Origin of the sequence: Phytohabitans maris (assembly GCF_031085175.1) — a bacterium.
Classification (GTDB): Bacteria; Actinomycetota; Actinomycetes; order Mycobacteriales; family Micromonosporaceae; genus Phytohabitans; species Phytohabitans maris.
In genome coordinates this window covers 116,767-138,210 of the sequence record NZ_JAVHUY010000023.1, presented here as the reverse complement: position 1 = coordinate 138,210, position 21,444 = coordinate 116,767, and the positions used below count along the sequence as shown (strand labels likewise).

General features: G+C 68.4%; 18 protein-coding genes. 6 read left to right on the top strand and 12 right to left on the bottom strand.

The window, feature by feature from the left end:
* Positions 1-74: 74 nt before the first annotated feature.
* From RB614_RS24340 to RB614_RS24335, 3 genes are all read left to right on the top strand, one after another.
* Positions 75-485, top strand: coding sequence for a LuxR C-terminal-related transcriptional regulator (locus RB614_RS24340; RefSeq protein WP_308714933.1), 411 nt, complete (start codon positions 75-77; stop codon positions 483-485).
* The gene (locus RB614_RS44340) at positions 457-972 is read left to right on the top strand and encodes a DUF2690 domain-containing protein (protein WP_428983096.1); all 516 of its coding nucleotides are present in this window, start codon (positions 457-459) and stop codon (positions 970-972) included. The genes RB614_RS24340 and RB614_RS44340 overlap by 29 nt, the downstream gene beginning before the upstream one ends.
* Before the next feature lie 102 nt (positions 973-1,074).
* Positions 1,075-5,013: a GDSL-type esterase/lipase family protein gene (locus RB614_RS24335; RefSeq protein WP_308714932.1), complete on the top strand. Its 3,939-nt coding sequence runs from the start codon at positions 1,075-1,077 to the stop codon at positions 5,011-5,013.
* A gap of 30 nt (positions 5,014-5,043) precedes the next feature.
* On the opposite strand, the gene RB614_RS24330 is transcribed toward RB614_RS24335, so the two are convergent.
* The 3 genes from RB614_RS24330 to RB614_RS24320 form a co-directional block, all read right to left on the bottom strand.
* A complete protein-coding gene (locus RB614_RS24330; protein WP_308714931.1) occupies positions 5,044-5,448 on the bottom strand; it encodes a hypothetical protein in 405 nt (134 codons plus the stop codon).
* An 864-nt stretch (positions 5,449-6,312) separates the two neighbouring features.
* On the bottom strand, positions 6,313-7,293 hold the full coding sequence (locus tag RB614_RS24325) for an AraC family transcriptional regulator (protein ID WP_308714930.1): 981 nt from the start codon (positions 7,291-7,293) through the stop codon (positions 6,313-6,315).
* Between the two features lie 137 nt (positions 7,294-7,430).
* On the bottom strand, positions 7,431-7,571 hold the full coding sequence (locus tag RB614_RS24320) for a hypothetical protein (protein WP_308714929.1): 141 nt from the start codon (positions 7,569-7,571) through the stop codon (positions 7,431-7,433).
* 375 nt (positions 7,572-7,946) lie between these two features.
* On the opposite strand from RB614_RS24320, the gene RB614_RS24315 reads away from it, so the two are divergent.
* From RB614_RS24315 to RB614_RS24305, 3 genes are all read left to right on the top strand, one after another.
* Positions 7,947-8,897, top strand: a complete 951-nt coding sequence (locus RB614_RS24315) for a group II intron maturase-specific domain-containing protein (RefSeq protein ID WP_308714928.1) — start codon at positions 7,947-7,949, stop codon at positions 8,895-8,897.
* A gap of 629 nt (positions 8,898-9,526) precedes the next feature.
* The gene (locus RB614_RS24310; RefSeq protein WP_308714927.1) at positions 9,527-9,721 is read left to right on the top strand and encodes a hypothetical protein; all 195 of its coding nucleotides are present in this window, start codon (positions 9,527-9,529) and stop codon (positions 9,719-9,721) included.
* Complete coding sequence (locus RB614_RS24305) at positions 9,718-10,146, top strand: hypothetical protein (protein WP_308714926.1); 429 nt, start codon at positions 9,718-9,720, stop codon at positions 10,144-10,146. The genes RB614_RS24310 and RB614_RS24305 overlap by 4 nt, the downstream gene beginning before the upstream one ends.
* Positions 10,147-10,292: 146 nt before the next feature.
* Here the strand turns inward: RB614_RS24305 and RB614_RS24300 are convergent, their stop codons facing one another.
* The 9 genes from RB614_RS24300 to RB614_RS24260 all read right to left on the bottom strand — a co-directional run bounded on the left by RB614_RS24300 (position 10,293) and on the right by RB614_RS24260 (position 21,075).
* A complete protein-coding gene (locus RB614_RS24300) occupies positions 10,293-13,340 on the bottom strand; it encodes a tetratricopeptide repeat protein (protein WP_308714925.1) in 3,048 nt (1,015 codons plus the stop codon).
* Positions 13,341-13,668: 328 nt separating this feature from the next.
* Positions 13,669-14,205 carry a hypothetical protein gene (locus RB614_RS24295; protein ID WP_308714924.1) on the bottom strand — a complete coding sequence of 179 codons (537 nt, stop codon included), beginning with the start codon at positions 14,203-14,205 and terminating at the stop codon, positions 13,669-13,671.
* A complete protein-coding gene (locus tag RB614_RS24290; protein ID WP_308714923.1) occupies positions 14,202-15,056 on the bottom strand; it encodes an AAA family ATPase in 855 nt (284 codons plus the stop codon). The genes RB614_RS24295 and RB614_RS24290 overlap by 4 nt, the downstream gene beginning before the upstream one ends.
* Positions 15,053-15,559: a hypothetical protein gene (locus tag RB614_RS24285; RefSeq protein WP_308714922.1), complete on the bottom strand. Its 507-nt coding sequence runs from the start codon at positions 15,557-15,559 to the stop codon at positions 15,053-15,055. The genes RB614_RS24290 and RB614_RS24285 overlap by 4 nt, the downstream gene beginning before the upstream one ends.
* A gap of 603 nt (positions 15,560-16,162) precedes the next feature.
* Positions 16,163-17,086 carry a hypothetical protein gene (locus RB614_RS24280; protein WP_308714921.1) on the bottom strand — a complete coding sequence of 308 codons (924 nt, stop codon included), beginning with the start codon at positions 17,084-17,086 and terminating at the stop codon, positions 16,163-16,165.
* Between the two features lie 177 nt (positions 17,087-17,263).
* Entirely contained in the window at positions 17,264-18,772 is a 1,509-nt protein-coding gene (locus RB614_RS24275) for a hypothetical protein (RefSeq protein ID WP_308714920.1), read from the bottom strand.
* A 104-nt stretch (positions 18,773-18,876) separates the two neighbouring features.
* Positions 18,877-19,308 carry a hypothetical protein gene (locus tag RB614_RS24270; protein ID WP_308714919.1) on the bottom strand — a complete coding sequence of 144 codons (432 nt, stop codon included), beginning with the start codon at positions 19,306-19,308 and terminating at the stop codon, positions 18,877-18,879.
* Positions 19,309-19,590: 282 nt separating this feature from the next.
* Positions 19,591-19,923 carry a hypothetical protein gene (locus RB614_RS24265; RefSeq protein ID WP_308714918.1) on the bottom strand — a complete coding sequence of 111 codons (333 nt, stop codon included), beginning with the start codon at positions 19,921-19,923 and terminating at the stop codon, positions 19,591-19,593.
* A gap of 357 nt (positions 19,924-20,280) precedes the next feature.
* The gene (locus RB614_RS24260) at positions 20,281-21,075 is read right to left on the bottom strand and encodes a hypothetical protein (protein ID WP_308714917.1); all 795 of its coding nucleotides are present in this window, start codon (positions 21,073-21,075) and stop codon (positions 20,281-20,283) included.
* Between the last annotated feature and the right edge of the window lie 369 nt (positions 21,076-21,444).

Below are 21,444 nucleotides of genomic sequence, written 5' to 3'. Positions count from 1 at the left end.
CCGCAGCTTGCGGTCCGCGCCGCCGCCGGGCGTGGGCGTCAACCCTCAAGGGCGGCCCCGACGTAGTGGCCGTCATGGCCGCTGCGGAGGGCCTCGCCGCCGCGAGTCGTTCCTGGGAGGCCGCTGTGCGGTGCGGCGGGCCGGGGCGGCGCAGCCCGGGCGCGGCTCGGGACCTGCTCGCCGCCGGTTGCACGCTGCGCGCCTCGGTGAGCGCCAGCGAGCGGGGCCCGGTCGGCGGATTGTCCAAACGGGAATGTTCGGTCGGCGAGCTGCTGGACGGCCTGGCCCAGAGGGAGATCGGGGCCTGCCTCTACATCTCGGCGAAGACCGTGGAGAGGCACGTCGCCCACCCGCGCCAGAAGCTGGCCGCCAGCAACCGTGCCGAGCTCATCGCCCGCCTGCGGGACGAGCTCGCGCGTCGATGCCCTGAGGGTCGCGGCTTGTCGATGCTCGCCAATGCCTTGGCGGTTTGCGACACCAGATAGACGCACCGCCCTGGCTGCTGCCATTCTCAGCTCACCCAAGGAGGAGGAAGGCATGCTCAAGCGGGCCCTTGCACGAGTCCTGCTCGTGCTCGTCGGAGTGTCGGGTGTGATAGCTGTACCCACCGCGGCATACGCCGTCAGTTGTAGTGGGGCCGGCTGCGACGGCCGCAATCCACAAGATTACGGATGCAGTCAAGACGCGTTCACCGTGTTGCAGCACTATGACCGGAGTGCCGGCACAGTCCAGATGAGGTACAGCTTCAGGTGCACGGCTGCCTGGGCTCGTACTTCCTCCGGCGGTATCGGTTTCCGGATCGAGCGCCAGTCGCCTAACCGCATCGAGACCGGGGTGGGTCCGGCTTACGGCGGCGATGCCTGGACCAGGATGGTTGGCGGGGTGTTCTTCCGGGCCCGGGTCTGCGTCACCGTTCCGGCCAGTGGTGGCGCACTGTCGTGCAGTGGTTGGCAGGATGTCGGATGGTACTGAGCGCTTAGCTTGAGATTTTGCTGGTGGCTTTCCTCGGTGTGTTCGGCACTCGGCCAAGGTGGGACAACCATGCGACGTACCCTTCGTCGGACAGCTCTGCTCATGGTCGCAACGATCCTGTCCACCGTCGTAGTCGCGTCGATCGGGATGTGGCCGCCTGCCGGTGCGGCCGCCGCCGCCTGGTCCGCGCCGGCCGTCGGTGAGGCGCCGGCCGTCCGTGCGGCGCCGGATGGGGGGCAGGATCCCGCGACGGTTCCCCCCGACCGGCGTGCCGAGTTGCTGCCTGCGGGGTGGCAGCGTTCGGACGATCTGCTGTGGACGACGGCCGGCGACTCCAGCGGCTTTCACCTGCTGGTGGCCGAGTCGTCGACAGGCTACACATGGCGGACGGTGGCGAGCCTGTCCGAGCCGGGTCTGGAGGCAGACCAGTGGATCGGCAACGCCTGCCTAACCGGGTCGGGCGGGCGCGCGGTGGTGGTGTACGCACCGCGGCACTTCACCAACCAGCAGCAGACATTTGACCGGGGCGGGTTCGTGGCGGTGGTGAACCTGGCCGACGGTACGGTGACGAAACTCGCGGTGCGCACCAGCCTGGCGTACTACAACCCCGGCTGTGGCGCCGGCGAGGTCGCGGTCCTGACCCAGTCGGGCGCGGTCGACCTGGGCCGGACGCGGCTGCACCTAGTGGACACCGCGAAGGGCTCGGTGGTCCGCCGGCACGAGCTGCCCGGTCAGGTGACGTCGGCGGTGCCGGCCGGTGCGGGTGTGCTGGCGGCGGGCGGGGGTGGCCTGATCGAGGTGGCCGCAGGCGGCAGCCGGCGGCAGGTGGTGAAGACCCGTGGGACGCCGTTCGACCTGCATCCTGATCGCCTGGGTGGGCTGGCGTTCCTGGAGCGGCACGGCGACGTGGGTGTCGTGCGGTACCTGTCGAACCCACGGCGGTCAGCGGTCCGGGAGCTCGCCCGGGGGCCGTTGACCGAGGTGGGTCTTGCCGCCGGCCGTGGCGGGCAGGTCTTCATCACCGGCGCACCCACCGTGGCGGGCGAGGGCAAGGATCTGCCGGGCCCGGTCCGACGCATCCCGGCCGCGATCACCGCCGACGTGTCCACTTTGGGGGTTGCGGTGGTCAGCCACGGCGACCCGGCGAAGGCCACCGGGTATGCGCGACCAACGGTGCCGGGCGTCGCCAAGCCGATCCACCTGACCGCCCGGGTGCTTTCGTCGGGGACGGAGCTGGCCTTCGATGTCCAGCCCGGTAACCGGCTGGCCGACGCCGGTGGGCAGGGCCGGGCGGCCAGCCCGGTGCCGGGGATGCCCGCCCCGAGCGCGGAGGCCAAGGCCCTGAGCACGGCGCCGCCCGGCGGTCCGAGCGCGGCGGCGGCGTCGCCGACGGACCCGGTGGACACCGACCGCACCTGTGCCGTGCCGCGCAACGACGCGCGTACCCAGGTGGAGCAGCCGCACTGGCGGCAGGTGGAGTGGGCGGCGGACCTGGCGGTACGGGGGGCGTTGACGATGCAGCGGCCGGCAAACTGGAAGCAGTCCGGGCTGCCCGCGTGGTCGCCGCAGGGCATGTTCGCGCTGCCGGGCCTGGCCGGTCACCCGGGCGCGCGGGTGCCGGCCGCGGTGCTGCTCGGGATCCTCGCCCAGGAGTCGAACCTGTGGCAGGCCTCGTGGCACGTGCTGGAGGGCGAGACTGGCAATCCGCTGGTCGGCAACTTCTACGGGTTCGACGGCAGCGACAACTGGGGCATCCGGTGGAGCCAGGCCGACTGCGGGTACGGGGTGGCCCAGGTGACCGACGGGATGCGGCTGGGACAGCGCCCCGCGAACGAACAGCGCGCCATCGCCGTGGACTACGCCACGAACATCGCCGCCGGCCTGCAGATCCTGGTGCAGAAGTGGAACCAGGCCTACCAGGCCGGCATCCACGTCAACAACGGGGACCCATCGAAGATCGAGAACTGGTTCGCGGCGGTGTGGGCGTACAACACCGGCATGAACCCGCAGGCGAGCACCGGCAACACCAGCGGCTGCACGCCCGGCCCGGGCTGCACCGACAACCGCGGCAACTGGGGGCTGGGCTGGAGCAACAACCCGGCGAACCCCGACTACAAGCAGAACCGCGCGCCGTTCCTTCTGGACACTCAGGACGATGCCCGCAACCCGCAGTGGTGGCCCTATCCGGAGAAGGTGGTCGGCTGGGCCGCGTCGCCGATCGTCAAGTATGACTTCCGCACGGACGAGACCGAGGCCGGGTACGCCCAGGCGTGGTGGACCAACGAGGACAACCGCTGGTCGGCCAAACCGCCGCTGGACGCCTTCTGCGACAACGGACCGGGCGGGAACCGCTGCGACATCGACGCGGCCGGCAATCCGTGCGCGGAAAGCGACTTCCACTGCTGGTGGCACAAGCCGGTGGCATGGAAACCCGGTTGCGTGATCGTGACCCCAACGGGCACGGTCGTACCGACCTGTGGCTTCGACAACTGGACCTTCAACCCCGGCGACCCGGAGCCACCGGGCGGCACCCACTACCCACCGGTCTGCACGAGCACCCTACCGCAGAACGCCTTGATCGTGGACGACGTGCCGGACTCGGTGGGCATCGTCCGCCCGGACTGCCCAGGCACCGCGAGCGTGGGGACGTTCAGCCTCCAGTTCGGATCGGACGCCGGTGGCCTGTACCCGTCAAAGGCCGACCTCCACCAGGTCGGCTCCGGCCTCGACGGCCATTTCTACTTCGCGCACACCTGGGGCCCGTTCAGTACGAGGCACAGCGTGCTCGGGACGTGGCAGCTGGACCGGACCTGGACCGACGTATGGGCCAGGGTGCTGGTCCACCTGCCGGGCCACGGCGCGCACACCCAGCAGGCCGCGTACCAGGTGGACACCGGGGCCAGCGCCCCCGCGCCCAGGTTCCGTACCAGATACGTCAACACCGCCAGCCGCTACGTCGACCAGAACCAGCGTGGTGACCGCTGGGTCTCCCTCGGCGTCTTCCTGTTCCGCGGCACCCCCCAGGTGTCGCTGAGCAACCTCACCATCGACGGCAGCGGCGGCCTGGACATTGCCTTCGACGCGGTCGCCTTCCAGCCGTTGCCGGAGAAGCCGCGGCATTTCATCACCGTGCTCGGCGACTCCTACACCTCGGGCGAGGGCACGGGCGTGTACTACCGGGAGACCGACAACGGGCAGAGCGGAAACCGCAACGCCTGCCACCGCTCCCCCTTGGCATGGTCCAGGCAGGCCAGCCTGCCCGACAAGCCAAACGACGCCATCGGGGTTCGCGAAGCAACATTCGACCCCACACTCGACTACCACATGGTCGCCTGCTCCGGCGCGCAGACCGAGCACCTGCTGCCGAGTGACGGTACGCGCAACGCCTGGGACGAGCCCGCCCGCGGCAGCTTCGGCGAGCTCCCCCAGGTCGAGCAGGGCTACCTGGACGAGAACACGACTCTGGTGGCGCTCTCCATCGGCGGTAACGACGCCCGCTGGTCCCAAGTGATCAGGTTCTGCGCCACGAACGCGCTGGAGGACTGCGACGAGCAGGTGATGCCCGGTGACACCCTGCCGTTGGGGATCCAGGTGCCGCTGGACATCCAGCTCAAGGTCATTCCATCCATCGAGACGGTGCTCAACAAGATTCACGAACGCGCGCCGCACGCGAAGATCGTCCTGATGGGGTACCCGGTGCTGATATCCGGGCCCAACCCGCTCTGCCTGACCACGATCAGCCTCTCCGGCGGGGAACTCGCATTCACCACGGAGATGGCCCACTTGTTCGCCGACGAGATGCGCGAACTCACCGAACGCCTGGACGACCAGTACCCGGTGGTCTTCGCCGACCCCCGACCCGACTTCCATAACAAGGGTGTATGTGGATCCCCGGAGGCCATCAACGGCGTGGTCCAGGCCAAGACGCCCGGCGAGGACCAGCAGGCTCTGATATCCCAACAGTCCTTCCACCCCAACCTGCTCGGTGCGCTGTTGTACTGGGACGCGTACCAGCGTGCCCTGGCCGAGCTCGCTCCGTAGGCGCTGTGGCCAACCACCAACCAGAAAGGATCATCGAGCATGCGCGCCGGCAACGGCCACCCACCACAGGGGACAGTTATGACAACGCGCGCGTAGCGACATGGCGCCGAACTCGGTGTCGGCGGCCAACGTGAGGTTGCCGGCCGGCGGACCGTACCGGACGATCTCGCGGCCCGGCATCAGCACGGCGATGTGCTTGTGCGCCAGCGGGGAGAGCGGTGGCTCGCCCGCCAGTGGCTGGATGGGCCAGTCGTTGCGCGCCCGCACCGTGTTCCGGTTGCGGCCGGCCCGCAGGTTGCTCGGGTTGAGGACCAAGGTGCCGAGCAGGTACGCACCCACATCCGCAGCTGCGTTGACCTCGATCGCGGTGGTGCTGGCCGTCCGCGCCTGCACCCGCCTCGCCACCATGCTCGGGATGAGCGTCGCGCGGGACACCCTGTTGAGCCTGCTACGCCGTACACGTGTTCCGGACGTCAGTGAGGTCACCGTCCTTGGAGTCGACGACTTCGCGTGCGGTACGGCCACGGCTACGGAACCCGCTGGGAAGCCCGAACCGGACGGCACGCGCGACGTGTGCGGCCGGGAACGGTCGCTGGTCAACCGGACCCGGGAACGCTAAACCGCCGTCCAGCAGCTCATCGCCGATGGCGCGTCACTGGGCGCGATCAGCCGACAGCTGCAGTTGGACCGCTCGCCCGCGCGCCGGCTCGCCCGCGCCGCGAGCCTCGACGAACTGCTGGTCTAAGGCGGTCAACCGAGCCAGCCTGCTGGACGGCTACACCGAACACCTGACCCCCCGTTCACCGCTGGAGTCACCGACGCCGGCGTCCTGCACGCCGAACTGACCGCCATGGGCTTCACTGGCAGCGTGCAAACCATCCGCCGCAACCTACATCCCTTGCGGGACAACCCATTCATTCCACGCCAGCATCGGCCAGCACGGCCAGCGATTCCGGAACCGCGTCACATCAGCCGGTGGATCATAACCGACCGGCCCACCTCCTCTTGCCCAGAGATGGCCGCCACCAGCCGGCCACGTACGCGCTCGGCGCTGGTCAGACCCTCGACGCCCACTCCGGCATCGATGCCGGCCCGGCGCGCGCCCATTCGCGTACCGCAGTCTCGGTCAGATCGAAGACCTTAGCGACCCACCCAATCAAGCGATCCCATGCCGGCACACGTCGACGATCTCCGCCTTAAACTCCGGCGCAACACCCTACGCTGCCGACGCCGTTACCCATACCGTCCATGATGGAACGTCCTCCCGTGGGCAGTCGTCCGCAGATCCTTTCATGTCTGTCAGACCGGGTCAGACCCACAGTGCGCGGCTTGGCGCCGGAGGAGACGATGGGTGCGTCGGTACTCCGCTGGCGGTGAACCGAACTCACGGCGAAACACGCGGCTGAACGTGGTGGGGTCGGGGTATCCCCAACGGGCGCCGACCTCGAGGACCGGCAATGCTTGCTGAGCCGGGTCGAGCAGATCCTGCTGGCACCGAGCCAGACGCTCCCGACGAATCCATTCCGCCGGTGATGCCCCTTCGGCCCGAAACAGGCGATCGAGATGGCGGGTGGAGATGCCAAGTGCCTTCGCCACGGCACCTACCGTTAGAGCCGGGTCGCCCAGCCGGAGAAGGATGTGACGCACCGCCTGCATGTAACGGATGCGTCCGGTAGCATCCGACGATATCGGCTCCCGAGCCCCGGCGGCGAGCCGCGCCACGCCATTCAGAAGATCGATAACTGTCAGGCAGAGCCGGCTCACGACAGCCGGTGGATGCTGGTCCGCGTTCCTGGCCAAGTCCGCCATGACGTAGGCCAGAGCGCCGCCGATGCCGCCGTCGGTCACCACTGACATCGTTTGGAGGCGGCGCTCCTCGCGCCCAAGTACCGATCGCGGCAGTTGCAGCACAAGCTGCAACACACGCGTCGTGTTGATCACCGTGGCCGAGCTCGAGGTGTTGTTGATAACGATGCCGCCCGGACCGGTCGCCCATTCGTGATCCGGCCGCTGCGTCACCTGACGACCCCGAATGTTGAGCGACAGGAGCATCAACTCGGGATCCGACCGCCGGATCAGCGGCGCCGTACGCCGGCCACGCAGCGGTGGATACGAGGTTCTCACAAGCTGCACGAGACCCAGGTCACGCATTTCCGTAGATGCCCGGAAGTCACGCCGATACTCACTCTCCAGGATCATCGGTACGACGCCGCCACTCATGAGGTCGCACCAGGCCGCGAACCGGTCGCCTACAGGCAGATCAACCGTGCGCAGCCTCAAGACAGTCATATCGCGCCCCCAGACCAGAGCCAATTGGGCTCAAAGCTCCCCCATCAGACCACGATCAAAGCCTCCGGAGAAGCGGCGGGTAGCCCACCGGACAGCCGCCGGGATCGCGTCGAACCGGGCGTCGGGCCTCACCTGTTCGGCCAAGCCGGATCGGCCAGGTCGACCCGGACCCAACCGAGCCGGCCGTCACCGACGCCGAACGCCCCTTCGCCGATGGTTTGCAGCACCCGGGGGTCGGTGTCGAACGCGACGGCGCTGTCGTCGCTCACGTAATTCGGGTGCGACACGAGGTCGCAGTGCGCCGCGAGGCGCCATCACTTACCGGGCGGGATGAAAGGACCCGCCGCTGGTCTGTCACAGCAGGCAGGTGAAGCAGAGGGTAGCCCGACCGTGGAGGCGCGCGGGAGGGTGGTAAGCAGCCCTGACAACGACGGAGCGGGTCGGTACCGCCAGACGGCCCGCATCCGGCAAGCGAGACGAGAAGGTGTACGTGAGGAACCAGTGGTGATGCTCCGTAAGCGTGTCGCCGGCTCCAACCTGGCGGATGTGGGCCGGAGCGCAGCGCATGACTATCGCCGGGAGGTGGGGTCAACTTCGAAGCCGGTTATGCGACGCCGGTGGGGAGGCCACGTGTCCTGGCCTTGGTGAAGGCGTTCCTGAAGGCCGGCATCCTCAGCGAGGACGGCGTGCACAGGGACACCCACACCGGTACACCGCAGGGAAACATCCTTTCACCGTTGCTGGCTAACGTGGCCTTGTCAGTGCTGGACGAGCATATCGCCCGAGCGCCGGGAGGTCCGGCCGCCAGCCCTTACGAACGAGCCAAGCGTCGCCGTCAAGGTCTGCCCAACTACCGGCTCTGTCGGTACGCGGACGACTGGTGCCTGACCGTGTCAGGCACCCGGGCGCACGCCGAAGCCCTCCGTGAGGAGATAGCGGAGGTCTTGGCCGGGATGGGCTTGCGCCTGTCTCCGGCGAAGACACTGATTACGCACATCGATGAGAGCCTTGACTTCCTCGGCTGGCGTATCCAACGCCACCGTAAGCGAGGCACCAGCAAGTACTACGTCTACGTCTATCCGGCCAAGAAGGCGCTTGCCGCCGTCACGGCCAAGGTGAAGGCGATCTGCTGGCAGAACACGAACCAGCCGCTGGTGGAGCTACTGCTCCAGCTCAACCAGATGCTGGGCGGGTGGACCGCCTACTTCAAGTGGGGCTGTTCGAGCGCGACCTTCCGCTACCTGCGGGCCTACCTGTGGAAACGGGTCATCGGGTGGCAAGGACGCAAACATCGACACGCCACATGGCGGACACTACGCCGCCGATACGGCAGGTGGCCCGCCAACGGCGACGTGATCCTCTTCGATCCGGCCAATACGCACCAAGCGCTACCTCTACCGGCGGACAAAGATCCCAACGCCGTGGCCCAGCACAGCATGAGGAACGTCCGCAACCCTCCGGGACGTGTGGAGAGCCCGGTGCCTGGCCAACAGGCACGCCGGGTTCGGGAGGCGGCTCGGGGAAACGGACCGGCCGAGAGGCCGGCACCGCGCCCCGGGCCGACCTCACCAGTGCGAGTGAACTCACCTGGGTGAGGGATGTTGGAGGTATTGATGTTGGTGTAGTTTCGAGTCTGTGTCTGGTGGCCCGTCTCCGCCTCGACGTGCGTGGCTGGTAAGGGCGGTGATCGCCGGGGGCGTCGAGGCCTCGGGGACAACGCGTCCTGGCTCTGGTGAAGGCGTTCCTCAAGGCAGGCGTCGGCCCAGGCGACCTCGGCGAGGACGGCGCCTTCGAGGCAAGGACATCGGAACCCCACCGGGCGGGTTATGTTCAGCTGCGTCTGGCAGGGCTACTGCTGGCGGGCTTGTTGTCCTTCTTGGTAGAGCCGCCGCAGAACCTCTTCGGTTGCCCGCGTGGTGGGGTGTTCGTTGCCGAGGATCTACCGGCTGCGAGGGCGCCGGCGAGCGCGACCGCTGCTTCGTCCCGGCCGCCGCAGCGACCCCGCACCGCGTTGTCGGGAAGTGGTCCCGCACGGAGGCGTGGCGGCACGTCACCTTCACCGGCCGCTGTGGGTACGCCGAGGTCGAGCAGATCCACCGAGCCGCGCTGGCGACGGTGCTGTTGTTGGCGCAGCGGTACGCGGCGGTCGGGCACATGACGTCCCGCTGGTTCGAGGCGCTGCTGGCCGGCTGCCTGCCGCTTGTGCCGGCCGAGATCCACGGCGTTGGATGCCTACGCGCCACCGCAGCTGCGGGCCAGCGACGGCCACGAAGTGATCGAGAAGCTGGCCTGGCTGCGGTCCATCGCCGGCACCACCGAACACGCCGACCTCATCGCCACCTGTCTGGGCTACCTGGAGCCGTTCCGCTGCTCAACCCAGGTCGCGACCGCCGTCAAGCTCCTGGAGGCGCTGTCGTGATCACCGGACCGACCTTCGCTACCTTCACCGACGCCTACCTGGCCGTGCTCGATGACATCTACCACCGGCCCAGCTACTCCACCGCCACCCGTGGGAAGACAGCCATCGAGGCGACCAACGTCAGCTTCACCATCGCCAACCCGATCGCCCGGACGCCGTCCCTGGCCGCCCGCCGGCCGAACATCGTCTTCAGCCACGCCGAAGCGCTGTGGTACCTGGCCGGCCGCGACGGCCTCGACATGATCGCCCACTACGCACCCCGGCTACGCGGTCTCTCCACGGACGGGAACGCGCTGACCGGCACCGCGTACGGGCCACGCCTGTTCAAGCCGTCCGGGCCGGACGGGCTCAGCGAGGCCCTGGACGGACAGGCTGTAGTCCTGCGCGCCGCCCGGTACGGTCAGGCGCTCAAGAGTGCGAAGTAGCGCGGGAACGACGTCAATTGCCTGGCCGCCGGCCAGGTCGTCGATGAAGTCCATCGCCGTATCGTCATCAAAAGGTCCGTAACCCCAGCTGCCCACAGTGTTCTCCCTGGCCGTCCTGGTCACCGCAAGGTAGCCCATCTAGTTAATCAGGCTGGAGCGGGCACCAATCCGACTGGCGACGGCGACTCGTCGTCAGCCCCGCCGACGTTCGGAATGTGCTTGAGCCGTCCGGCCATTCCGAGAATGTCGACCGGAAGGTCGAACCGGATGAGGCGCGCGACGAGCGCGTGGATCGATGCCCGGAAGTCACTCCTGTACCGGCCAGGCTCGGCGGCCGCCAGCGTCTCCCAGAGGTCGGCTGCTTCTTCGGCCGCGGCCACGCTCTCCTGCCGCTGGTGTGCGGCAGCCATGATGCGGGAAAGGTAGTCGAGCGCGCGGGCGAGGTGGGCCGTGGAGCCGGCCTTCGCGCCTTCCCGCACGACGGAAACGGCGTTGTGGACCGCCCAGAGGTCCGGCCGGCCGTCGCCCGCCTGGGCGACGCCGGCGAGGTGCCCGAGCACGTCGACGAGTTCCGGTAGCGCACCGACATCGCCCTGCTCGACCTGCTGCATGCGGATCGCCAACGCCTCCTGGAGCGCGCCCAGCGCCTCACCCTTGTCATCGGTCCGGGCCAAGTTCCTCGCGAGGACGACGAGCGCGGCGGCGAAGTTCGGCTGGTACGCGGGGCTGTTCGGTTCCACCACGGACCGGTAGAGGTGGATCGCCTCGCGAGCGCTGTCGATGCCCTCGTCGCGCCGGCCGAGCAGGCGGAGCACGGTCGCCCGGGCGGCGAGCGACGCGGCGAGCTCCGCCCGGGCGACGCGGGTGGACCTGCTACCGGTGAGCCGCCGGCGCATCGCCACGGCCTCGTCGAACGCATCCAAGCTCGTTCCCGGTTCGTCCGAGTCCCGCAGCCGGAGGGCGAGGTTGTGCAGGGCACGGCTCAGCATTCGGCTGTGGGCGGCCGGGTTTCGCTCAGCGAGCGCGCGGTAGATGTCGGTGGCCTCCCTGATGGCCTTCATGCTCTCCGCGACAAGCTGGAAGCCGCCAAGCTTGAGGGAGTGGTTGTTGAGCGCCATCGCGAGATCGGCCCGCGCGGCGTCATCCGCGTCGGCCAGCCGCCGACAGATCTCGACGGACTCCTCGCTCGCGGCGAGGCTCCTGTCCCGGTCAACCGCGCGCAGGCAGTTGGACAGGGCGTTGAGCTTGTCGGCGAGATATGGCCAGTACCGCCGATCGTCGGCGACGGCGGCCCGATACAGCTCCACGGCTTCCTCGGCGGCGAGAAGGCCATGGTCGCGGATACCCACCCGGTCCAGCCGCGTGGAGAGGTCGGAGAGCGAGTCGGCGAGCGCGGCCCGGTATCGCCGTGGGTCGTTCGCGGCGAGGGTCCGCCGGATGGCCACCGCCTCCTGGATCCTCTCGAGACTTTCCCTCGCCTCGCCGATCTCCGCGAGCCGGAGCGAGAGTACGCCGAGCTCCTCGGCGTGCCGGCTTCGCTCGATGGGCGTGTCGTGCTCGCCGCAGCGGGTGGCGGCCACGAGGCGCCTGGACACCGCGACCGCGATCGCACCACGCGTATAGGTCGACTCCATCGACCTCAGCATCTGGTCCAGCTGCGTGACCTCCGCGACGCTCAGGCTCGGCCCGGCCGCTGACTCGCCCTCGACGGCCGCGACGATCTCCGCCGCGAAGGCGTTCGGGTCGAGTGCGGTGAGCGCGGGCGCGTACCCGCCGGACGAACGCCGCACCAGTGTGCGCAGCGCCCCGCCGATCCGGCGGTGCGCCACGGCGAACCGCCCGTCCGGCTCCAGGCTCGACCAGCACCGGTGCAGCACCTTGGCGGCGTGCATGGCCGGGCCGAGCTCGCCACCGCCGCACAGCGCCGCGAGCGCCTCGACAAACTCGGTGTCGCTCGGAGCGTTGGTCGCCATCTGCCGCAGGTGGACGTCAACCAGCGGATCGGGCTGCGGCGCCTGCCATACGTCGGTTCCGACGTCGTGCGGGTAGAGCCGGTGCAGCACCTCGGCGACTCCGAGCAGCGCCGCGTCGTCGAGGCCGTGCAGCGCGGGCACCGAGCCGAGCGCCCGCGCGGCTTCCTTGAGCGTAGCGGCCGGCCGCAGCGCCGCCGTGAGCATGGCCCAATCACGACGAAGCGGGCTGAGCTCGACCTGCTGCGCGCGGAATGCGTGCGCGACCTGCCGGCGCTCGTGTTCGAGTACGCGAGCCAGCGCGTCCCCGCCCCTGGCCGCCGTGCCTCCGATCGGATCAATCACCTGCAGCAGCGCGCCCGCGTAGAGGTCGAGCGTGGTGGAGAGGGTGGCCGGGGGACCACTCGTGCGTTCGGCGGGGGAAGGCTTGAGGCCGCGTTCCGCCGCCCGTTGAGTGAACGTCTCGACGGCACGGTGCCAGATATCGCCGACCTGGCTCGGGGTCAAGCTCCGGGTGAGCGATTCCAGCTTGACCGGCTCAGACTGAACAGAGCGGTAGTGGCGGTGTTCCACGGTCAGCTCATCCCACCAGGTGTCGGCCGAGCGGGCCAGCAGCAGCATCCGTACGGAGGCGAACCCGTCCACGTCGGCGACGGCGTTCAGGAGCTCGGCGACGACTGGTGCCACGTTCTCGGCATAGTCCACGACGAGAAGCGTCCGCGTTCCTGTCGCTACGGCCGCGTGGATGCCCGCGGTCAGCTCCGGCAGCCGGAGCAGTTCACGCCGGAGCGCGACACCGGCCGTGTCCGGGGAGGACAGGGCCCGCCAGTTCGCCGGGGGCATGGTAACGAAGCCCGCCAGCCACCCCTCACCGCGTACCCGCTCGCACAGCCGCGCCGCGAGAAACGTCTTGCCTTGGCCGCCCGCCCCGCAGACCAGGCGGACGACGGGCGCCTGGTCGTCCGCGCACCACGCCGCGAGCTCCGCGAGCTCAGGCCGCGGCTGCGGCTCGAGTACGCCGGCGTCCGGCCGCAGCCATGATCCAAACACCGCGGACCCGCGCGAGCGGTGCCGGCCGAACAGCAGTTGCTCCACTCCGTCGCCCGAGCGCGGTATCGGCACGCGCGCGAACTCGCGACCGCTGACGAACAGCACGACATTGCCGTCGCCGGTGACCACGACGCTGTCGTGCACATGCTCGACGTGCCGGTCGGACCCCCTCATCGCTCGCCATCGACCCGGAGATTGTTGTCGTCACCGGTCACCACCGTGCTCCCCCGCACGTTACGGACGGAGCGGTTCTGCGTGCCGGGAGCGCCCCCGCGGGGACTTTTGGATCTCGGCGTCGGGGAAACCGGACGGCGCCAGGTCAGGACGGCGACCACGAGGGCCGCGACCGAGACGGCCACGCCGAAGATCGCGACCCACTCCGCCGCCCGGGATAGGCTCTGGCCGAGAAGCCAGACGACGAGTAGCGACGCTGCGGCACCGGTGGCGGCGCAGACCACTGCCAGAACCCATCGGGGCATCCCATGCACCTCTCGTGGTCGACCTACGGATTACTGGCACGCCTGATTGTCACGTCGAGCTCACCCAGGTCGAGGAAAGTCTCGGTCCGTTCCTCCGGCGTGGACTCCCACTCGGGTACGCCGCTTCGGAAGCCCAAGCCGTAGAAAACGCAACGCTGCTCGTGGAGTGCCGGATCCTCGGTGACCTGTGGCACGAACCGGACCCAGAAGGAGGTCGTCAGCTCCAAGAGCTTGACGACCTCGGCGAAGCGGCGACCCGCGACCCGGATCTCGGGTGCCTGCCGCTCCTGCCACCCCGGCAGCTCGCCCACCAGCGTGGGCACGCTGAGCGTCAGCAGACCGTGCCGCTCCCAGTCGACCTCCAGCTCAACCTCGACGACCCGCTGACCGGAGGCATTGGTCCCGAAGATGCCGACCGCCTCGAACTCTTGGCGGTGGATCCCGAGAAGCAGCTTGTCCGCCTTGCTCTCGTCGACCGACCCGTACACCAGAAGGTACCGGAACTGGTCCTGCACCGTCTCCAGACGGGTCTGCGTCCAGGTGTACGTCCGTACGCTCATCGACGTCCTCCTCGCGCCGTCCCGTCAAGGAAGTCACGTGACGCCAACTCCCGGTCGTCGCGAACCTCCTTGGCCGCGCGGAGCACCTCGTAGCCGTCTGCCGGCGAGCCGCGGTCCAGCAGTTCGCGCATGCGCGCTTTCATCTGGAGCACCTCACACATGTCACGGGGCAGATCGCCGAGAAGCGCTGCCGCCGCCTCCGTATGCAGGCGCCGCCGGACCTCGGCGAAGAAGGCGACCGGCTCGTCGCGGAACTCCCGCACCAGGGCGTCGATCACCTGTGGGGCGGCCACTTCGGCGAATATCCGGCTGACCACCCCGTGTAGCTCGTCGACGGTTGGCCGCCAGCCGAACACCACCATTCGCCCGGGTCGGCGTAGCGGCGGATACAGGCGGCCCAGGTTGTTGCCCGTGACGAAGATCGGCACCCGGGCCGGGCTGTTTCGCTCGTGATCGACCGGCCGGTCGGCAATGTGCATCAACTCCGCGAGGACCTGCTGATGATTCACGGTCCCGGTATTCTGCTCCCACTCACCCACGGTGGTGTCGACGTCCTCAATGACGAGCGCGGCCGGCTTGCTCTTGGCCACCCCCAACGAGGCGGCGGCGTAGGTACGGGCGATGAGCTTTCCCGGCTCGCCCGCCAGCCCGCTCTCCAGGTCACTGGCGTTTATCCGGTACACCTGCGTCTCCGCATGCGCCAGGCAGACGGCGAGCTGCGCGGACTTCCCGTCTCCGGCACGGCCGAAGATGCCGCAGATGACCGGGCTTAAGGCGAGGTCGAGAAAGTTCCCGACGAGGTGCAGGCGGATCTGCCGGGCGAATCGCGGAGGTACGACGATCCCATTCATCTGAAGTCCGCCGCTCCACCGAGTCGCATGCGCGCTATCTCCTCTTCGAAACCCCGGAAGAAATCCTCAAGCGGAGGTGCTCCGCCGTCGGCGGACTCGCCGGAGGGCGGCGACATCGGTAACGAATACGGACATTCGCCACTGTTGTCGTCGACCCGACCGGTGATCCGCGCGAGTTGCCGATGAACCCTGCTCCCGAACGACTGCACGACCCAGCGAACAGCGCTGCGGTCGCGGGTAACCGTGGCTCGCAGCGCCAAGGCGCCGGCCTCCAATCCGAAGACGTCGCCATGCGCCATGACGAGATAGCGAACGAGGACCAGCATCCGCCGCCGGGTTGGCTCCTCTTGGGCGCCCTCGGAAACCGGCGCGGACCTCTGGGCGTGCGCGGATACGTCTTCGAGGGTGACCAGCCCTATGGCGTCTTTACGCCGTTCGAGGAACTGGACAGATATCTCCTCAAGAAGAGCATGCAACACCGCGTCGTACAGTCTGTCGCGCATACGACCCCATCGAACTGTGATTCGACTTTTGCGCGACAATAGCAACGGCCCCGTGGGGTCGGATTCGACGAAACGTATCCGTCTCATCGGATGATCCGGTCGAACCGACCGAGATGTTCGCCCAACCACTCAACACGATGGACAGACCGTGCACCCGATTGGACAGTATCGCGAGGCCGTGGCCGCCTTTACGCCGAGGCGGGGGACACCGAGACTCTGCACGCGGCATTCGGGGCCGCCGCCGACGCCGGGAACAAGACCCCGCTGGGCGCGATGGCACTTCCGCTGGCCCGCTCCGGGCACCTGGACGTCATGCGCACCTGGCTGAGCGAGGCGGTCGACACCGACGACCTCGTCTTGGTGGCTGCCACCGGGGTAGCCCTGTACACCGTGCACGACGATGCAGGTTGTCCAGGACGCGCTGCGCACGCTCACCGAGCGCGGCAACCTGGAGACCGCGCAACAGCTGCAGATCATGATCGCAGCGGTTGACCAGATCCGGTAACTGTCGATGCGCGGCTGCCCGCGCAAGCGCCAGCAGCGGTCAGCTGGTCACCAGGTTCCGTGCGATCGTGAGGTTTGTGGGCGGTTGGAGGTGTCGGTCTATCGCCGGAACGGTCTGCGTCCGTCTCGCGGATGCATGTTCAGGAAGGTGCGGAACCAGGCTTGTGGCCGATAGTCACCCATCCCGATCGCCCGGTTGTGATCACCGTCGGGATCTTCGATGCCGTCCATCTCGATCTCGAACAGGCCAAGGATGTCGTTGTCCTGGAAGAGCACGTCACCTGCCAGGTCCCAATCGCAGTCGTCGGGATGCTCGGGCAGGTGCGGCAGCGTCTCTTCCAGCCCAGCCCAGCCGTCGTCGACCGCGGTCGGCGCGTCCTCGAGGATCAGATGTAGCGCCATCTCCTCGGCCGGGCAGGTCGGGCGCGGAGGCCGGCCTGCCTCAAGGTCCTCGGTCAGGTCGTCATAGGCGCGGGCAGCCTGCCTGCGCCACACCGCGTCCTGCTGCCAGGTGATCCGCGGGTACCGGTCGAACAAGGCCCAGCTGTTGTCGTCGACGGCTGGCTGGTCGCCATGCTCGATCACATCGTCGTACCCCTGGTCGGCGAGGATCTGCGCGACTGTCCACAGCACGGCCGCGGTGCGTGGCGTCAGCTGGTAACCGGCGCAAGTGTCGCACGAGTCCCGTCCGCACCGGCAGATAGGGAACAGCGCCGCGAAGTCTGGCCCGCCGGACACCTCTAGGCCGACCTCATCGACTTCGACCGTCTTGTCCTCGGCACGGATGATCTGCGCACCCGGTACGTCCAGGAGCAGACCGTGCGCATCGGCAAGCCAGCCGACCGCGGCGACCGGGTCAGCTTCGATCTTGGCTCGGTACCCCTCGCCTTCGCCGTCGACGGCGAACTCGGCGTTCTCCATATCAGCGATGGCTGCCTTGATCAGCGCGGCCTCATCCGTAATCTCGATGATGGCCTCGGCTGTTACCTTCGCCCGCCGGTTGTGTTTGTGGCCGCTGTCCATCCGCAGAGCCTATTCATCGCTCCGCCCCGTCCGCAGCAGAGGCGGCCCGGATAGAACTCGCATCAGCCAGGCGGGGTACATGTGCGTGCCGACCACGACCGGTCCGCTACCCGCCATCGTCGTTAGGTTGCTTGTGGGCTTAGCGGAAGATCGCGGCCCTGTCCGAGGAAGGCCGGGTTAGCGGTTGCCGGGTTGAGATCTGTGGGTAGACGCGTTCTGCAGGCCTAAGCGTGCGAGGCGGTCTCGGAGGAACACGTGGCGAAACTGGTAGTGCGGGCCGACCTGGCGCAGGACGCCGAGCCGGTGGGCGTCGTCCAGAAAGGTCATTAACCGTAGCGGAGTGCTGCCGTGGATCGCCAGGTAGATGCGGGTGGTGACGAACCGGCCCCACGAACTGGTCGCGAGGATCAGCACTCCGAGCCCGCAGGCGCCAAGGAGTAGCCCGGTCGCGGCGCCAAGGATGCCCCGTTCGACGGGGCTCAGCCGGGTGACGAACCCGGCCGTGTAGGTGCTATTCAGGAAGCTGCTGAGGAAGCCCCCTACGAGAAGGCCAACGATCCCGCCGAGCGCGACGGTATAAACCACTGTGTCCCGGTCGCTGCGGGCCACGCCGCCAGGGCTGACTGCCTCTCGGGGTGCTGTTGGCGCGATGAATCGGCGAACGGCGACGAACACGAGGCCCCAGAGAATGCCGATAATGATCGCGGGCAGCGGGCCATATAACAGGCCAACTGGCACCGCACCGACGAGAACACCGACCACGACGAAGCCGATGTCCTCCACGATCCGGCCGGACGTGACCTCGTCCCGCAGGATGATTCGCGGTCTGAACCGGCGCGGTGCTGCCAGGCGGACGCCGGCGGACCCGATCCCGCCGACAGCCCCGATGGCGACGCCGAAGAACAGCCCGAAGCGGCCCGCGCCGAACAGGCCGAAGGCCAGTAGGCCCAGCGGGCCGCAGAACGCAGGACCGAGCACGGCGCCGATCGCCACGAAGACGCGTCGGGGCACCACGTTCTGTAGCCTCCACCAGTCCAGGTTTTCGCCGGTTCCGGCGTCCCGCACCCATGCGGCAAGGTAAGCCAGCCAATGCTCGGCGCGGCGGGGATCCCACTGTCGTGAAGGCACGCCCGGCCCGCGGCCGCCATGCGGTGCGGGTTGTCGGAAGACGGTGGGTACGAAGCTGTCCAGCAGGTGCTGCCGGATGCGGTCGGGTTCGTCGAACCGGTCCTCGTCGAGCAGCTCCATCGGCACCGTCGTCGCCGGCTCGTACGCCGCGCGGGCCAGGAAGAGCATTAGCGGGTTGGCCAGCGTTGTCGCCAGCGGGCCGTCGGGTCGCCGTGCCAACTCGCCCAGAAGCGGCTCCCACCGTCCCGGATCCGCACTCGCAGCGAGGTAGTCCGCAACAGCGGTGTGCGCGACCGAACGCAGGTGTACCACGGTCGCCAGCTGGCCGAGGCGGTTGGCGCCGGCGCTTGCATACTCCTTGCTGCGGCAGGTGAGCACGAACGGCCGGGCGGAGATCGGATCACTGTAGATCGCCTCCAGGGCGGCCGTCCGCCGCTCGTCGGCGAGCTCGTCGAGCCCGTCCAGGATCGGCAGCACCCGGCCCTGCCTGATCAGCTCCTCGGCGGCGCTCGAGCCGAACCGCTGCTCGTCACGGAGCAGGTCGTAGTCCAACTCCATCGCGCGCACCATCCAGGTGCGCAGGCTCTCCCGAGGATCCCAGGAGCCGATCTGGAGCAGGACTGGTAGCCGTTCGGCCGGCGAGTCGTGCAACAGGCGAAGTGTCAGCAGGACACAGAGGCTGCTCTTTCCGGAGCCGGGATCCCCAACCACGACGAGGCCGGTCGGGCTCTGCGCGTACCCCTGAGCGAATCCAGCGCGCCGTCGAGGGACAGCCCTTCGCCGACCCGCCCCGCAGAGCTGGTGTCGCGCGTCCACCGGACGGAGATCTGGTCGTGGCTATGCCGGAACCGGCGTCGAGCCGCCTCCTCCTCCCACAACGCAAGGATCGCTCGGCGCAGCTCGCGCGATGCCTGGAGCACCTGTCGGGGCGTGCTCGGCCGGCCGGTGGAGAACCAGCGCTGCTTCCAGACCGCGGACAACGGAAACATCGCGATCAGCGCCGAGAGCAGTCCGACGATCGTTGTGACCGTACCCTCACCGAAGCGGGCCCAGATCCCGGCAACGCCGAGTGTCAGGACCAGCCACAGCAACACCGGATAGACAGTCCCGCGCCGCACGGCCCTCAGCCGACCAGTCGGGTGGCCGTCGGACGCCGGCTCGACGCCGGCCGCGAGTACCGGCCCTGCAACGGGCTGTCAGCGCCCATCATCATCGCCAGTCGGACGGGACCGCCGCCACCGGCCCTCGCCGGGCGGCTTTCGCAACGGCAGCCAGCGGCGCTTGTGGCATCCGGAGCGGAGCAGGTGGCCCGGCCCGCCGGCGAACGGCCGAGCGGCCACCTTGTGCGGATGCGGCGCCTTCGTCTTGGTCACCGACTACGAAGCCGCGTCGTAACACCGGTCCCGTTCTTTCGCCGAGATCTCGTCGTCGCCTAAGTCGGCATACTCGGGGCGTATCCGGCGAGCCCTGCCGTAGAAACCGGAGTTGGGCTGCCCGCTGTCGCGCGCTACCACCAGCGCGCTCCACAGTGGTTCCCCTTGCTCGGCAGCCCTGCGGGACACCTGGTCCAAGGGCTGGCTGAGGAAGTCCGGCCTGGTGTCGACCCGCCTCGCGAGAGGGCCGTAGCCGATCACGCCTTTGGCAGTAGCAACTCCGAAGAGGATGTCGGCTATGCGATCCACACGGTCGACCTCGAACTTCTCTGGCACCGGGACACTGTAGAGCCAGCTGATTCCATGGGCCGTCGGTTGATCCGACGCGAATTCGAGCTGATCATATGAATCGATCACGAATCTGCGGGTCGGAGGCGGCCGACCACATCTTCCGCCGCCCCCGGGCGGGCAGGTCCTGCACGGTAATCACCGCCCGAGTTACGCCTATCCGCGCGGCCGTCGAAGGTCGCTCCCCGCGACTTCAAGCCGGATCCCGAGGTGCCGGCGGACCCGATCAGCGGGCTGCGGGTCTGCCTTCGATGCCACCGACTCGGCGAGGCCGGCGACGCACGCCACCAGCCGCCTCCACCCGAGCCGCCCCTGTCGCCGAACGTTGCTCCGATGCCAGTGGGGTCAGCGTCTCCCAACGCTCACCGCGTACCAGCGTCGGCGCTCTCGTTCCGGCGAACCAGGTAGGCGGCGCATTGGGAACCAAACGCCTGTTACGGTCAAGCCCTCCGTACCCATCCCACGGACCCGGGAGGGCTGACTGAGCCTAAGAGACTCCCAGTTGGCCATACCAAGACTCACCAGCTTGCCCGCCAAGACATCAAACGCGCGGTCCAGCCCGGGATCCTGACGGACGATGAAGAGCCTCGGAAGGACTTTCCGCTCCGGATTGGCTTGGCTGGCGGGACCCCACCCCACGGCGTACCGGACGGTTTCGAGGATACGCAGCAGCCGCAGGTGCGACACCTCAAGCTGTCGCAGCGCGTCAACGCCGAGCAGGCCATCATCGACGGCCGCGTCGTCATCGATCGACTGTGCCCAGACCGCAGCGAGCACATCGACCTTCCAGTCGTCAACGGCCTGAGACGCAGCCCCAACCGTCTGCGCCAAGAACTCCAGCGCCCGCGGGCTCGCCGCCCGCAGCAGATCCTCCAGCGGCGCGCCTGCCTCGTCGGCGACGGTCGCTGCGAACCGCTCTACGTTCGCGCGGCGCGACGAAAACAGCCTGTGGACCACGTCCACCATCTCCTCCGCGACCGCACCGACCGCCGCGCCGGCGGGTACACCCAGAGCTGCAACGGCAGGGTCGCCGAATCCGATTCCGGCCATCGTGAACAGCGCCGCCACTCCAGGCGCCACTGCTCCACTGTTAACTGCCCGGCCCACAACCGCAGCCCCACGCGGGACTATCTCACTCACCACATCAAGTATTCACGTCGAGGCAAGAAGGACGGCACGCCCACGCTCTCGGCGCCCTTCCGGCGGTGGAAGCAATGGCTGAGCGCATCAGCCCCGCCTCGGATGTCCCGGTCCCTGCTGCTTCGGCAGGTCGCCTCTGAAGTCGCACCCAGGGCACGCGTCCTCGCCCTGGATATGGCCTTCGTACCAGCCATGTACGGCGGCGTGAAGGATCGCCGCTTCCGCGGTTGCCTCGCCCGATCGCATCGCGTTGACCGCATTCTCGATGATCATTCTCAGCACTGACGAGTCAGGATCGGGAAATGGCGGGGAAGGCATTGGGCCTTGCGGACCAGTCATGGGCGACCACCGTACCGCAACGCCCGCCTG

Bases quoted from the DNA above. Each gene is read 5' to 3' on its own strand.
- RB614_RS24340 (WP_308714933.1), top strand. From the start codon at position 75: ATGGCCGCTGCGGAGGGCCTCGCCGCCGCGAGTCGTTCCTGGGAGGCC.
- RB614_RS24280 (WP_308714921.1), bottom strand. From the start codon at position 17,086: ATGGACAGCGGCCACAAACACAACCGGCGGGCGAAGGTAACAGCCGAG.
- RB614_RS24335 (WP_308714932.1), top strand. From the start codon at position 1,075: ATGGTCGCAACGATCCTGTCCACCGTCGTAGTCGCGTCGATCGGGATG.
- RB614_RS24290 (WP_308714923.1), bottom strand. From the start codon at position 15,056: ATGAATGGGATCGTCGTACCTCCGCGATTCGCCCGGCAGATCCGCCTG.
- RB614_RS24275 (WP_308714920.1), bottom strand. From the start codon at position 18,772: ATGGAGTTGGACTACGACCTGCTCCGTGACGAGCAGCGGTTCGGCTCG.
- RB614_RS24300 (WP_308714925.1), bottom strand. From the start codon at position 13,340: ATGAGGGGGTCCGACCGGCACGTCGAGCATGTGCACGACAGCGTCGTG.
- RB614_RS24285 (WP_308714922.1), bottom strand. From the start codon at position 15,559: ATGCGCGACAGACTGTACGACGCGGTGTTGCATGCTCTTCTTGAGGAG.
- RB614_RS24295 (WP_308714924.1), bottom strand. From the start codon at position 14,205: ATGAGCGTACGGACGTACACCTGGACGCAGACCCGTCTGGAGACGGTG.
- RB614_RS44340 (WP_428983096.1), top strand. From the start codon at position 457: ATGCCTTGGCGGTTTGCGACACCAGATAGACGCACCGCCCTGGCTGCT.